Source organism: Planomicrobium soli, assembly GCF_003014655.1.
Taxonomy (GTDB): Bacteria; Bacillota; Bacilli; order Bacillales_A; family Planococcaceae; genus Planococcus; species Planococcus soli_B.
Genome location: NZ_PYAT01000005.1, coordinates 16,806 through 31,612 on the forward strand (window position 1 = coordinate 16,806; position 14,807 = coordinate 31,612).

General features: G+C 44.9%; 13 protein-coding genes. 5 read left to right on the top strand and 8 right to left on the bottom strand.

All coding sequences use genetic code 11. The annotated features are described in order from the left end of the window. Positions 1 to 17: 17 nt before the first annotated feature. From B0H99_RS07550 to B0H99_RS07570, 5 genes are read left to right on the top strand one after another with little or no spacing between them, the layout of a single operon-like run. The gene (locus B0H99_RS07550) at positions 18 to 803 is read left to right on the top strand and encodes a hypothetical protein (RefSeq protein WP_106533044.1); all 786 of its coding nucleotides are present in this window, start codon (positions 18 to 20) and stop codon (positions 801 to 803) included. Then, positions 800 to 1,351 (top strand): histidine phosphatase family protein, encoded by a 552-nt coding sequence (locus B0H99_RS07555; RefSeq protein ID WP_106533045.1) that lies wholly within the window; start codon positions 800 to 802, stop codon positions 1,349 to 1,351. The genes B0H99_RS07550 and B0H99_RS07555 overlap by 4 nt, the downstream gene beginning before the upstream one ends. A gap of 15 nt (positions 1,352 to 1,366) precedes the next feature. Beyond that, entirely contained in the window at positions 1,367 to 2,053 is a 687-nt protein-coding gene (locus B0H99_RS07560; protein ID WP_106533046.1) for an HAD family hydrolase, read from the top strand. A gap of 15 nt (positions 2,054 to 2,068) precedes the next feature. Further along, the gene (locus tag B0H99_RS07565; protein WP_245894446.1) at positions 2,069 to 3,268 is read left to right on the top strand and encodes a GGDEF domain-containing protein; all 1,200 of its coding nucleotides are present in this window, start codon (positions 2,069 to 2,071) and stop codon (positions 3,266 to 3,268) included. A 57-nt stretch (positions 3,269 to 3,325) separates the two neighbouring features. Continuing rightward, entirely contained in the window at positions 3,326 to 3,955 is a 630-nt protein-coding gene (locus B0H99_RS07570) for an NUDIX hydrolase (protein WP_106533048.1), read from the top strand. Between the two features lie 72 nt (positions 3,956 to 4,027). Here the strand turns inward: B0H99_RS07570 and B0H99_RS07575 are convergent, their stop codons facing one another. From B0H99_RS07575 to pxpB, 8 genes are all read right to left on the bottom strand, one after another. After that, positions 4,028 to 6,481, bottom strand: a complete 2,454-nt coding sequence (locus B0H99_RS07575; protein WP_106533049.1) for a S8 family serine peptidase — start codon at positions 6,479 to 6,481, stop codon at positions 4,028 to 4,030. Between the two features lie 182 nt (positions 6,482 to 6,663). Beyond that, on the bottom strand, positions 6,664 to 8,079 hold the full coding sequence (locus B0H99_RS07580; RefSeq protein WP_106533050.1) for a S8 family serine peptidase: 1,416 nt from the start codon (positions 8,077 to 8,079) through the stop codon (positions 6,664 to 6,666). 337 nt (positions 8,080 to 8,416) lie between these two features. Further along, entirely contained in the window at positions 8,417 to 9,052 is a 636-nt protein-coding gene (locus tag B0H99_RS07585; RefSeq protein ID WP_106533051.1) for a response regulator, read from the bottom strand. Further along, positions 9,049 to 10,878, bottom strand: coding sequence for a sensor histidine kinase (locus B0H99_RS07590; protein WP_245894448.1), 1,830 nt, complete (start codon positions 10,876 to 10,878; stop codon positions 9,049 to 9,051). Before B0H99_RS07590 ends, B0H99_RS07585 begins: the two co-directional genes overlap by 4 nt. Positions 10,879 to 10,961: 83 nt before the next feature. Then, positions 10,962 to 12,149, bottom strand: a complete 1,188-nt coding sequence (locus tag B0H99_RS07595; protein WP_106533052.1) for an NRAMP family divalent metal transporter — start codon at positions 12,147 to 12,149, stop codon at positions 10,962 to 10,964. A 25-nt stretch (positions 12,150 to 12,174) separates the two neighbouring features. Then, the gene (locus B0H99_RS07600) at positions 12,175 to 12,945 is read right to left on the bottom strand and encodes a LamB/YcsF family protein (RefSeq protein WP_106533053.1); all 771 of its coding nucleotides are present in this window, start codon (positions 12,943 to 12,945) and stop codon (positions 12,175 to 12,177) included. After that, entirely contained in the window at positions 12,942 to 13,922 is a 981-nt protein-coding gene (locus B0H99_RS07605; RefSeq protein WP_106533054.1) for a 5-oxoprolinase subunit C family protein, read from the bottom strand. Before B0H99_RS07605 ends, B0H99_RS07600 begins: the two co-directional genes overlap by 4 nt. Then, complete coding sequence (pxpB, locus tag B0H99_RS07610) at positions 13,906 to 14,604, bottom strand: 5-oxoprolinase subunit PxpB (protein ID WP_106533055.1); 699 nt, start codon at positions 14,602 to 14,604, stop codon at positions 13,906 to 13,908. Before pxpB ends, B0H99_RS07605 begins: the two co-directional genes overlap by 17 nt. Positions 14,605 to 14,807: the final 203 nt, after the last annotated feature.

Sequence of the window (14,807 nt, forward strand, 5' to 3'; positions counted from 1 at the left end):
ATAAAGAAGGTGAAGGCATGAAAGCACCCGAAGAAATTTTAGCAATCTGGAAGCGCTTTGATGATTTTCCAATGGAAACATTTACAAAAGCCTGGTTTTATTCGAAGGCGGAAGGAAAAAGGCAGCGCAGTATAGCATTGATGAAAGCTCATCGTGAACAATACGGAATTTCAGGGAATTGTTTTGATTTAGCGATTTGGTTGTTGGAGGAGTTTACCCAGGCTGGTATCAAAGCCTATCCAGTCGGCAGCCATTTGAATACCGAAGATGGCCATGTGGGGCTCGTAGCTGAAGATGCTTCTGGCAGACGTTATTTATGCGATTTAGGCGATCTGTGGCTGCAGCCAATCTTGATTGATGCCGATAATCCGGCGTTTACAAAAGAACGACAAACTGGGTTTTTTCCGGCGGCGGAAGTGGAAGTATTGCCGAAACCAGGGGGAGTGGAGATTGTGTATCACCGGCCAAATGGCAAGCAATCGAGGCAAAGCTATGAAACAGATCCAGTGCCATTGGATTTCTTCATGGAGGCGGCCGAATTTTCTCAAAACCATGTATATCCGAAGCCGCTGTTTGAAAAACGCATCCCATATAAGAATGAAATTGCCCATTGGGAATTTGATGATTGGAAAAGTTTCTTAAGCACCAGTGAAGGGCTGTTTCCGGAAGAACCGCTGTCGACAACTGAGGAATGGGCAGAGCGGATTTGCCAACGGACAGGGGCGGATAAAGAATTTTTGATTGAGACGTTGGAGATTTATAGGAAGATGGGTAAATCTAAAGAAAAGAGTGAAGAAGAATGACGACTAATTTGTATTTTGTCCGGCATGCCCATTCGGTTTACACGCCGGATGAACTGGCTCGTCCACTATCTGAAAAGGGTCTGCAAGACGCCTGTACGGTTGCGGAGTTGTTGAAGAAGGAATCGATCGACCTTGTTGTTTCAAGCCCTTACAAACGTGCAATTCAGACGGTAAAAGGCATTTCGGAAAATGGCATTGAACTGGCGGCTGATTTCCGTGAAAGGACGCTAAGCGAAAGGCCTGTCCCGGATTTTGCATCCGCCGTTGAAAAGGTCTGGCAGGACGAAAGGTTTGCCTGGGCAGGCGGAGAGTCGAATATCGACGCAAGAGCTCGGGGCGTAAAAAAAACGATGGAGCTTCTGCATACCCATGCCGGAAAAAACATAGTTATCGGAACGCATGGCAATATAATGGTCTTGATCATGAATCATTTTAATGCTGTCTACGATTTTCAATTTTGGCAGAGTCTCACCATGCCGGATATTTATAAACTAACTTTTACAGGAACAGAATTGATCGAAGTGGAGCGAATAGGCAGGTTCACCTAAGGGGAGTGAAGAGCATTGATCAAAGCAGTATTTTTTGATTTGGATGGAACGCTGCTCGACCGGGACACTTCTCTGTTAAGTTTTTTGAATACACAATACGAGCGGCTCGGGCAATGGCTCGGGCATATTCCGAAAGATCGGTATATCGCCAGGTTTATTGAGTTGGATAAGCGAGGCTATGTGTGGAAGGATAAAGTGTATGATCAGCTTATCGTGGAATTTGAGATTTGTGGCATTGGCCAGGAGGCGCTGCTGCAGGACTACCTTATGGAATTTAAGCACCATTGCGTACCGTTTTCAGGATTGCTTGCGACGCTTAACGAATTGAAAAAGCGCTCTATCCGTATGGGAATCGTTACGAACGGCAAAGGGCAGTTTCAAATGGATAACATCAAGGCATTGGATATCGAACCTTACTTTGATGCTATTTTAGTTTCTGAATGGGAAGGTATGAGGAAGCCTGACGCTAGGTTATTCCTTCGAGCCTTGGAATGCCTTCAAGCTGCCCCGGAAGAAAGTGTTTTTATCGGTGACCATCCAGAAAATGACGTAAGAGCAGCCAGGCATGTCGGAATGAAGGGAATTTGGAAAAGGGATAGGCAGTGGGATGAGGCAGAAGCTGATGGGGTGATTGACAATTTAATGGAGATTCTGGAGTGGATTGCAGCTAAAGAAAAACCTCTCCCATTCACTAGAAATTAAAGAAGCGCAAGTACATTGACAAATAAACAAATTTATCCAATAATTACATATCAGCATGCCGTCCCAATCGAGGGCTTAGGCAAGCAGTTAGACGTCTCAAAGGGGATTATTGATAAAATGGAGGATAAATTACTTTTTTTCTTTCTGGAAAACATGGCGCTGATTATCGCCTTGATGTATATGGCATTGCGGATTAAAGAGATGCTTTCACTAGAGACGAAAAATTCAATATTATCATTTACAGGCTATGCAGCTTTTATAAATTTTTTAACGGTTTCCGTCATGTACCATCCTTTTTTGCATGAAGGAATGCGGATTGATTTGCGGGAGGTCCCGCTATTTTTTATTTCCTATATAGGTGGATGGAAAGTAGGGGTTTTATCAAGTATCCTTCCAGCTGCTTACCGGATTTATTTGGGCGGGCCGACAGTAATGGAAGGGACAATCCAGTCCATTTTGCTTCCTGTTGTCATCGGTGCTTTGTTCCATGTTAAGAAGCCTTCTGATCCATTGCATGTTCTTGTAAACATAAAACGCTTGATGACAGGATTTGTTTTGTTTGAATTGATCAAAACGACAGCCTTTCTATTAAGTACGCCAATTACTCCGGTAATTGCCATCGTAATGTTCCTCTTTGCAATGATTGCGGTATTGTCGATGGCTTTGATGCTCAACGAAGAAAATAGCAAGTTGTTGTTAAGGAAAGAGCTGGAATTTCTCTCGAATCAAGACCCGATGACCCATTTGCCCAATATCCGGTTCTTTAAAAACAGAGTGAAAGATCTTTTGGAACAGAAAGTACCGGTATCGATCGTAATGTTCGATGTGGATTATTTCAAAACATACAATGATACACATGGACACCAAAAAGGGGATATGGTATTACGAACGTTGGGCCAGTTGTTGAAAGACGTCGCAGGAAAAAATGACGTTATTGCCAGATACGGCGGCGAAGAATTCATCATCTGTTATTCAGGGGTGTCCAGTATAGACAATGCCAAAGCTGCTGCTGATCATTTTCGGAAGAAAGTCCAAGATTACCAATTTGAGGGCGAAGAAAAGCAGCCGGAAGGAGATTTGACTATTTCGCTCGGCGTCAGTTTTTCTGATAACAACAAAACGTTGGAACAGATTATCGAAGAAGCAGACCAAGCGTTATACCAATCCAAAAAAGCAGGCAGAAACCGGGTAACGGTTTGGATCGGGGAAAAATAAAATGTTCATGGAAAACCGGCATTTTTTGCCGGTTTTTTATACTGAGGAGGCATAAGGGTGGAAGCGGAAAAAATTACAGTATGCGATGAGGATGGCGTTTCTTTAGGCGTCGCCACTCGGCAGGAAATCCATGAAAAAGGCCATTGGCACGAGACATTCCATTGTTGGTTTGTCAGCCGGAAGCAGGGAAAAGACACCATCCACCTTCAACTGCGAAGCCGAGACAAAAAAGACTTTCCCAATATGTTTGATATTACGGCTGCGGGTCATATTCTATCGGACGAAACGATGGAAGATGGTGTGCGGGAAATCGAAGAAGAATTGGGGATTGCCGTATCTTTTGAAGCGCTTATCCCACTTGGGGTCATTAAAGATCAGATTTTTAGAGATGATTTCATAGACAACGAACGGTGCCATGTGTTTTTGTATTTAACGGAAGGCAACATTGACGCAATGTATAGGTTGCAAAGGGAAGAAGTGGCTGGAATTGTGACAGCAGATTTTCAAGAATTCTACAAACTGTGTTCGGGATTAAAAAAGAGCATCACTGTGGAAGGATTTGTAGCGGATGAAAAGGGACGGAAAGCAGCAATCAGAAAAAGCATCGGCAATAAAGACCTTGTTCCACATAACCTTTCCTATTGGAAGCAAATCACCCAATTCATCCAGAAGGAATTAGCCCAGTAAAGACGCAGTAGAAAACTTAAGTGAAACAAAAAATCCCTTCGTCCTAAGACGAAGGGATTTTTTCTGCTTTGGTTATTTAGCGAAGAATGCGCCGTATTGGCGGCTGAAAGCGACTGCAAAGTCACCGCGTGTTACTTGTTCAGTTGGAGAAAATGCTGCTTCTACAGTAGGTTTCAAATCGTACTTTCCTTGGGTAACCGAGAATTTAGCATTTAAGATATTCAAATCCAGCGCAACTTGAACGTATCCTTTCAAATGCGAAGGGATATTCGCTTGGTCTTTAACAGCGACTCGTTGGTTGTTGTATTGAACCGTTACGTCGCCGTTGAAAGCTTCTGCTTGTTTTTGAAGTCCTAAGCTTTGAACAAGAGAGTAAGCAAGTTCAGCTTTGGTAACAGTTCCCTTAGGATCAAAAGATCCGTTTGCTTTAGGCAACATAACGCCTTTCGCAGCTTGAGCGTTGTCTCTGAAAGCAGCTCCTTTTGCAACAACTGCTTCTGCAAATGGGCGAACCGCTTCTGGAACATCCGTAAAGCTGGCAGTCTTAGGCAAAGATTGGCGAACTTCAGCCCCCATGACCAAATAATTCGCTAATTCTGCTCTTGTCAGTTTGGCGTCAGGCTTGAATGTGCCATTCGTATAAGAATCAAACAGTCTGTTTTCGATGCCCATTACAATGGCAGCTTCAGCAGGATGTCCTGCAATATCCGATAAGCCGGTAATTTGTCCGGTTTGCGTGAAGGCAATTGTCCCTTTTACGGTTTCCGGAAGCGCAAGTCCGATAGGATTTAAGGCATTGCCTTTAAGGCCGCGCACTTCTAATTTCCAATTTCCCGGAACTGGGCTGTTGACGATAACAGTCCGGTCATAAGTGGTAGGAAACAACAAGCTGACTCCCGAATTGAATTCGGTGCCATCTGGAGCAATAAGTACTAAGTTTACAGGGTTTCCTGTTTGTTCAAGCAGGCCAGCAGCGTTTGCTTTTGCAGCAACAATCGATGTTCCCGGGTTTACGGTAAAGTTGTGCTGATTGCTGGCAGACACCGTATAGTCTACTGCGAAATTTTCACGAGTTGTATCTGTAGTGACGTTCGCATTGAAGTTTTTTGTGCTATTTAACGTAGCACCGTATACGTTTCCATTGAATACAGCGTCCAGTGCCGCGTAGGCATTCACATAACCTGATCCAACTTCCCATGCTTCATAGCCTGGCATGTTTGTTGCTGTTTGTTGCAAAGTATTTTTCACTTCATCAGGAGAAAGTGTTGGATCTGCTTCTAAAAGTAAAGCTGTAATACCGGCCACATGCGGAGTAGCCATGGAAGTTCCACTCATAATTGTGTAATACGGAAGGTGCGCTAGTTCAAGCGTCGCCAAGTCCTGCTCAGCAGCTAGAGAAGTAACAGGTGAAATTGTGCGGGTAGAGACAATATCAACCCCAGGCGCTACTATTGTCGGGGCGTCTTCCCATGTCCATGTTTTCCCATCCATTTCAAAAGTTCCACCGACACCTTTTGTTCCTCTTGAAGAGAACCCTGCCAGTGTGCCGTCTTTTTCACCAGCACCTACAGAAATGACCCATGGAGCTTTTGAATATGGATTATGAGTATCTTCGCCAGGACCGGAATTTCCTGCTGCAAATAGGACAACAATTCCTCGGTCGTATGCTTTCTTACTTGCAATATTGATCGGGTGGTTTGGATCGAAATCGCCAGAAGAGCCCCACGAATTTGTAATGACACGGATATTGTATTCTCTTTGGTGGGTAACGGCATAGTCAAATCCGCCGATGCCATCCAAGATGAAAAGCGCACCTCCTGAACCATAGCCGATCAAATCAGCTCCTGGAGCAGCTCCAGCATACTTGCCACCGGAAAGAGCTCCTGTGCCGCCGACAGTGCCTGCAACATGTGTTCCATGGCCAGAGTTCGTATCTGTGTTGATGATATTCTCAGTATAGGAGATCGGAACAAGTCCCGTACCTTGCAGATTTGTCGTTCCTAAAACATTTTGGACCAGATTCTTGCCCAGTTCATGGTCTTTATGAGTGCCGTCTACACCACTATCATTGACTACAACACCGATTCCTTTGCCGGAGACAGGGAAGCCGCCATTTTGTTTTTGGAAGTCAGCGTCGGCTTGTGCTTTGTCGACTCCAGTAATGGCTGTAGCATCAGCATTGAAATAGCTTAGCTTTTCATTCAAATAAACGGATTGCACATCTTCGTGCTGAGCCAGCTGCTCTACTTGTTGCTTTGTAGCAACCGCCCCTACAATTGGAAGGCTTTGCATGGAGATTGCTGATTGAATTCCTAATTTTTTGATGAGGTCCAACTGCGAAGTTGTTGGTTTTTGATCGCCGCGAAAAGTCACAATAACTTGTGCTACAGCTTTATCCTCAAAAGCCGACCAAACTTTTTCCTCTACTACTGTCTTGCCGGTAGAGATCAGACTGTTGGCATGGGCAGTAGAAAATGCTGGTAAAATTAAAAAAATCATCATAATGCTCAATAATAGCTTTTTCATTCCTCATCCTCTTTTCATAATAGTTTGAAAACTTATGTTATTATTATTGCTTTTGTTGATAATTTTTCCTATTCTTCTTAGGGAGTATATTGAAAACAAAAAGAACTATAGTGATTACTACCAATGCAGTATTTTTAAGAAAAAAGTTTACCCCCTGGCAAGATGGGGGTAAACAGCAGGATTTATTCTAACAGTTTCACAGCTTGATAAGCGTTCACATAACCGGAACCGACTTCCCAAGTTGCATAGCCGTCCATTGGAGTGGCGCTTTGCTGCAACAATTTTTTGATCTCCGAAGATGAAAGAGTCGGTTTAGCTTCAAGCAACAAAGCAATGATGCCGGCAACATGAGGCGCAGCCATTGATGTTCCACTGAAAGTCGTGTAATACGGCAAATGGGCTGGTGATATGCTGGCAGCGTCTTTTTGCAAACTTAAAGGTGAAAGCGGTGAAAGAACACGTGTAGAAATGATATCCACTCCAGGCGCTGTTACAGTTGGCTGGTCCGCCCATTGGAATGTTTCGCCGTCTACAATGACAGAGCCGCCTTTATCTTTGACGCCTCTTGACGAAAAATTAGCTAGCTTTTTGTTTTGATCTCCAGCTGCAACTGTAATAACCCAAGGTGCTTTTTTGTAATTGCCGGAAATGGTCGATTCTCCAGGTCCGGAGTTGCCAGCGGAAAAGACTGTCGTAATTCCGCGGTCATACAATTTTTTTGTCGCGATGTTGATCGGGTGGTTTGGATCGAAATCCGTGTTCGAGTCGCTTGTATCGCCCCATGAATTGGTAATAACGCGAATATTGTATTCTTGCTGATGAGTAAGAGCGTAATCAAATCCGCCGATTGTATCGAGTATTGCAACAGCAGCGCCAGAACCATATCCGATCAAGTTGGCGCCTGGTGCAGCTCCTTCATATTTCCCGCCGGACATGGCGCCAGTACCACCGACAATTCCAGCTACATGCGTGCCATGGCCAGAAGTTGAATCGGTATTTGGCACATTTTCCAAGTAAGTGATAGGGGCAAAACCAAGTGTGCTGTTTAAGTTTAAGCTGGCCAAAACATTCTGTTTTAAATTGCGGCCAAGCTCATGATCTTTATGGGTCCCGTCTACGCCGCTGTCATTGATAACAACACCGATGTTTTTTCCAGTCAATGGGAATCCGCCATTGGCAGTTTGGAATGAACGATCTTGCCGGACTTGGTCAACTCCTGTTAATGCAGTTGAAGTTTCATTTTCGTATTGTAAAGGAGCATTATGGTAAATGGATTGAATGTTGTTTAACGTTGACAGCTTTGCAATCTGTTCTTTTGTCAGCAGGGCTCCGACAAAAGGAAGGTTCTTAAACACGACGCCATTCTTGATTCCTAGATTTTGTAGTGAGAGAAGATGTGTGTTTTCTACTTTGGCGGTATTTTTGAAAGTGATGATCACTTCGGTTGGCCCCGAAACTTTTTGCAGCAATTGTGTCAGCTTTGAATCAATGATAGGTCCTTCAGATGCGGATGCCTGTTGGGTACCAGTTGAAAATGGGGTGAAAACAAGGCAAAATACTAAACAGAAAATCCCGATAATACTCAATTTCTTTTTCATGAAAGAACCGCTCCTTTTTCAAAATAGTGAATCTATTTTATCTTGGCATGAAATAGTGGTTTAAACTATTAGCCAAGGGGCGTATTTGGACTACACAAAAAGGCGTCACCGGCTACTACTAAGGTAGTAGCCGGTGACGCCTGAACCTGTAGACAAAAGAATACTGGTTCATTTTATAGAATAAAAATGTGCCTAGTAAAGAAGCCATGCCGGCTCCTTCACTCCAGGCGGACGCTGTCCGCGGGCCTGTGCCGCTGGAAAACCGCTGCTCCTGTTTCTGCATCGCTACGCTAGCTTCGAAACATGAAAGGGCTCTACAGCCGGTGACGCCTTCACTTTACAGCAAGGGAACCAATTGATTCTGGACTGCATAGATGATAGCTTGCGAACGGCTCTTCACATTCAGTTTCTTGAAGATGTTGCTGACGTGAATTTTTACTGTTTTATCGCTGATGTAAAGCCGATCCGCTATTTCCTTATTTGATAATCCTTCTACTAGCCCTAATAAGACTTCCATTTCTCTCGGGGAAAGTGCGTTGTCCTCTGACTTATTTTCCGTTTGATGCAGAGACAGCAGTTTTTTTGTCATCACTGCAGGAATGACGGATTCTCCGTTGTTTACCATGCGGATAGCGGAAATAACATCTGCTGAAGGCGAGTCTTTCAGCAAATAGCCATCGGCTCCTTCCCGAATAGCGGCCATAAAGTATTCGTCATTTTTGTACATCGTCAATACGATGATTTTAATGGAGGGATAATTGCTTTTTACCCATTTCGTCAATTCAATGCCATTCATTTCCGACATATTGATATCCATCATGATAACGTTCGGATTTACTTGTGGCAGCATTTCCATCAACTGGCTGTGTCCTGTCGCTTCTCCAATAACTTTCATGTCGCTTTCTTGTCCGATAAGCGTTTTCAAGCCATCCCTTAAAATGGCGTGGTCATCTACTAAAATGATTTGGATCAAACCTGTATGCCTCCCTTAGATCCCACTAAAGGAATCTTTACCAAAATTTCCGTTCCTTCTCGTTCCTTGCTTTCGATTTGCAGAGTGGCGTTCACTTTTTCCGCATCTTCGTTCATTTGAAGAATGCCGTAATGAGGTTCCTTCATGGCGGCTGTCATCGCCTGGTATAGCGAAAAGCCGATTCCATCATCTTTGACCTTCAAAAAAATATGGTCTTCAGCGTAACTTAATGAAACAGTAAGATTTGAAGCTTTTGCATGCTTGATGCAATTTTGCATGCTTTCTTGAATGATGGAAAAGATCACTTTTTCCACCGGCAAGCTTAATTTGCTTTGATAGCCCTGGCTTTCAAAAGAGATATTGATTCCAACGTCGCTATTTTGCTTTACTTCAGCAATTTTCCTTTTTATGGCCAGATGAAGCCCCAGTTGTTCGGTCGGATAGGGGCGCAGTGCATAGATGGAATCCCGGATTTCTTTCAATCCGGCTCTAAGAATTTTGTTATTGTCGTTGATGAGCCATTGTGCATCTTTTGGGTGTGAAAAGATTTTTTTCGCGGCTGTATCATATTTCATAATTACCCCCGCTAAGATCTGGGCGATTCCGTCATGGATATCATGTGCAATCCGATTGCGCTCTTCCAGCAACAGCCGTTGTTCTTTTTCTGAAAACAGCATTTGTGTCTTCAAGAAAATAGCCAGTTGGTTGGCGATGGTGGCGATGGAATGGACATCTTCGACAATAAAACTGTTGGTACGCATTTTTGCCATGATCAGGCATCCGACCTGGTCGTTGTCCAAAACCAAGGGAGCATAAACCAGTGCCTGGATGGTTTTATTGAAATAAGGAGCAAGCGGCGCTTGTTGCAAGTCTTCTTTATTGAAAACCTTTAACGTTGCTACTTGGTTTAGTACTTCTAACTCCTGGAATTGATGCGGACTTAAATCAAGGGTCCCTTCTGAAATAGCGAGCTGCCATTTTCCTTTTTCATCTCGTGTGAATAAAAAGCTTTCTTCATAAGAGACTACTTCGCTTATTAATCGCTTAATGTCTTCTTCCCAGTCTTTCACGGGTATAACTTTGTTCAACTCCGATGAGAAATGGAAAAGTGCCTTAAGCCGCTGCTTGTCGGCACGCAAACGGATGATAATCGAACTGATAATGGCAAGGAAAATTAAAGGAGACAAAAAGAAAAAATAAGAAAAAATATCCACGTTGCCGCGATTTTGATTGCCTAAAAAATGAAGAAGAAAGCCATAAACTAACGATATGGAAAAACTTAAAAGTTCACCGCGCCCTTTTTCAAGCCAAATTGATAATGTATACTTTTCGGGACGCATCAGCAGAACCAGGTCAACGAGTAGATTATTGAAAAGATAAAATGATCCTAAAAACAGCAGGAATGACAAAACGATCGTTGCAGTTTCAGGGAAATCGAGCAGCGGCGTGATCCAGGTTCTTAATAAATGGGCCAGCGTTAAGCTAAGCGTCAACTGAGCCGGATTGAAAAAAACGATGCGGATTGGCCGTTTATTAAATAACGTTGTCAACAACACACCGATAAAATAAAGCAAGGTAACAATTTCTATCCCGTAGATTAAGTAAGTCAGGTAAATGACTGGAAACGTAAGGGAAGAATTGCCTTTTCGAAAAGGCATCGGAAAATACTCGCAAATGAAGATGAAAGCCAATAAAAAGAGCAATTCAAAAGGTTCATCAATTGCAGGCAGATGGAATAGCGCATAAGCTGCAGTCGACCAGCCGAGAAAGGAAATTGTCATCATAAAAAGTGGGGCTGAATAATGCCGATAAGGTATTTGTTTCAAGTAAAGCCCATCCTATTCTGTAAAGCATTCTATTAAATATTTCCGGGAACACAATAAATCGCGTTCCCGGGAGTTTCTTTCCCTTATTTGAATAGCTGGGGAATCCCGTTCGACAACGTATAAATCCCCATCCAAGCCATGGCAATAACGATTATTATGCCGACAATGGTCATCCATAATGGATGCTTATAGTCGCCGACAATTTTTTCCTTGTGGGCAGCCACCAGCATAACCCCTAAAGCGATAGGCAAGATTAGGCCGTTCAAGGATCCGACAAGGATAAGAATCAGCACCGGCTGGCCGATTGTTACGAAAACGGCAGTTGAAATGATGATAAAACCGATAGTTAGCAGCCGGTGGTATTTGTCTAATGCGGGACTGAATGTACGAATAAAAGATACGGATGTATAGGCTGCTCCGACAACGGATGTAACGGCCGCCGCCCACATGACAACCCCGAAAATTTTATATCCGATATTCCCGGCAGCCAATTGGAAAACAGAGGCCGGTGGATTGTCCGGATTGAGCGTTAAGCCCTGGGAGACGACACCAAGAACCGCTAGGAATAAGATAATGCGCATAAGGGAAGCGATACCAATTGCATAAACGGAACTGCGCGTTACTTCCGGAAGCGCCGCTCTGCCGGTCAGCCCCGCGTCAATCAACCGATGGCCTCCTGCAAAGGTAATATAGCCGCCCACTGTACCGCCGACTAAGGTGACGATGGCAAAAATATCGATGGTATCCGGCACAAATGTTTTGACCACTGCTTCTCCAATAGGAGGTTGTGAGACGATCATGACGTAGACTGTCAAGCCAATCATGACAAAACCAAGTATTTGAGCAAAACGGTCCATTGCTTTTCCGGCTTCTTTGACGACAAAAATACCGATTGCCAAAACTCCACTTAAAAGGGCGCCGGTTCGTGGGGAAATACCAAAAAGCACATTTGTTCCAAGGCCCGCACCGCCAATATTCCCGATGTTGAAAGCAAGGCCACCCATGACTACCAGCAAAGCCAAAAAATAACCCAGGCCGGGCAGCACGTCATTGGCTATGTCTTGGGCGCGTTTTCCTGACACGGCAATAATGCGCCAAATATTGGTTTGAGCACCGATATCAATAAGTACAGAAATTAAAATAACAAAACCAAATGAAGCGAGAAGAGTATCGGTGAAAACAGTTGTCTGTGTCAAGAACCCTGGTCCGATTGCTGAAGTTGCCATAAGAAAAGCCGCGCCGAGCAAAATGCTGCGGTTGGTGTTTTTCATGCCATTCACTCCTTTCGCAAATCGATTATATGAACTCCTGTACTTTCAGCACATCGATGCCTGTATCGCGAAATGTCCTGGAAATTTCGACAGCAAAATCGAGCGCCGTCGCGCCGTCGCCGTGGATGCAAATAGTATCCGCTTGAATTTCAATATCTTGATTTTCGACCGTTCGAACTTTGTTTTCTTTCACCATCCTTACCACTTGGCTAATGGCTGTTTGAGGATCAGTGATCAGCGCATTGGATTGAGTCCGGGGTGTCAATGTGGCATCAGGTTGATAAGTGCGATCGGAAAATACTTCATTTGCCGTCCGCAATCCGATTTTTTGTCCGGCTTTAACAATTTCACTGCCGGATAATCCGAACAAGACCAGCTCCGGATCAATCTTGTAGACCGCTTCAGCGATCGCCTGGGATAAGGCGGCATCTTTGGCTGCCATATTGTAAAGTGCGCCATGTGCCTTTACATGCTGCAAACGCCCGCCTTCTGCTTGGACAAAGCCGGCTAAGGCGCCGATTTGGTAAACCGTCAGATCATAGGCTTCCTGTGGGGAAATGGCCATATTGCGCCGGCCAAAGCCAACAAGGTCCTGGAGGCCAGGGTGGGCACCGATGCCGACGTTTTTTTCAAGCGCTAGTTGCACTGTCTTCCGCATGGTTGCCGGGTCTCCGGCATGGAAGCCGCAAGCGATGTTCGCAGACGTCACATACTCCAGTATGTCGGCATCGTGGCCTAATGTGTAGGCTCCGAAACTTTCACCCATGTCGCAGTTCAAATCCACTTTATAATTCATTCCCATTCCTCCCATTTTAGCTGAATGCTGATTTTCAATTGCTGTATTCTATGTTCCTGCTCGATCCACAGCCGCTGAGCTTCTTGGAGGGTGACTTCCTGGAAGCGAAGGCGGTCTCCAGGCTTGAGCTGTGAGACGAGCGGCAAGTCGACTGAAGCAATCTGGCCGATTTTCGGATAGCCGCCGGTCGTTTGGCGGTCCGCAAGCAACACAATCGGATTTCCATCGGCAGGTACTTGAATCGAACCAAATGCCACCGCCTCGGAAATCAACTCAGCAGGTTCTTCGAGCGCCAATGCGCCTCCTTCCAACCGGTAACCCATGCGGTCAGAGTTTGAAGACACCGTGAAAAAATCCGTAAAGGCACTTTTTCGGCTTTCTTCGTCAAATAATTCATAATGCCGTCCCTTCATCATTCGGATGACAGGGGCCGTTGAGTAACGCGGAGCAGGCACTTGCCAATCCGTGTCTTTGGATAAAGCTTTATCAAAGGAAGCAAGCTGCTTGGCAGGAGTAGGGTTCACTTCTACTCGGTCGCCGGCCTTTAATGACCGCCCCTGAAAGCCGCCGATTTCCGCCCTTAAATAAGTGGAACGGCTGTTCATCAATTCAGGAACGGAAATGCCTCCGGATACAGCTAAATAACAGCGGCAGCCTGCCTTTGGTGCACCGAATGACAACGTGCTGCCGCCTTTGACAGCAAGTGGACGCCAGAAGTCAACTGCATGGCCGTCAATCTTAGGAGACAAATTACCGCCGCATAAGGCGATGAACATGTCTCTCTCGAATTGGATCGTAGGTCCGACCAGAGTGACTTCAAAGGTTGCGGCATTCTCATCGTTGCCTACCAGCAAGTTGGCTAACCGGTGGGCATACGGGTCCATGGCACCGCTTGTGATAACGCCGAACTTTTGATAGCCATAGCGCCCTAAGTCTTGCACAGTAGTTTGAAGTCCGCCCTTAATGATTTGCAGCATGATCTTCCTCCTTCCATGCATAGTATTCGCTTTCTGTGATCTTCTTGAAGATGATTTTGTCGCCAGCCCGCAATAAACTTGGCACTTCCTGGTCCGGGCGGAAAAGCCGGATAGGCGTCCGGCCGATCAATTGCCAGCCGCCTGGGGTTTCAATAGGATAGACACCCGTTTGTTTGCCGGCAATGCCTACTGTCCGTTCAGGTATGCGGAGGCGAGGTGAATCGCGCCGGGGCGCTGCGATTTTCTCGGACATGCCGCCAATGAAGGGGAACCCTGGGGCAAACCCGATCATATGGACAGAATAACTGCCGCTTGTGTGGATGTCGATAACTTCTTCCGGAGTCAAGCCATTATGTTCTGCTACAAATTCCAAGTCTGGCCCGAATTCTCCGCCATAGCAAACGGGAATTTCTACCGTTCGAGTTTCAGAAGCTGCCACTTCTTCTGGTTGCTGCAACAGTTCTTTCAGCTCGGCTTCCACCGTAGCATAAGAAGCTACCGTGGGCGTGTAAAATACCGCGATGGTCGTGAAAGCTGGAATAATTTCCAACAGCCAGCGGGGCTGTTTTTTTTCAAGAAGCTGAGAAATTGTCCGAACTTGGTTTTGCACTTCTTCGCTTATTTCCTGGCCGATTTCGATAATAATCGAATGATCGCCAAGCGGGGAAAAGGAGTAGTCCAATCGCTCACCTCATTCTTTGAGTATTCTGATTATAATGTTAGTATAAGGCTTTGCTCTGAGCGGGGAAAGTAGCAAGACGGTCAATTCCTAAGAAAGAAAAGAATGGTAGAAAAAGAAGTTGTTTGCAACAGAATAGCGCCTGCCATGAATGGTTATTTTTTTAACGTTCATACTAGGCAACAACATAATGAAATTCTGACGGC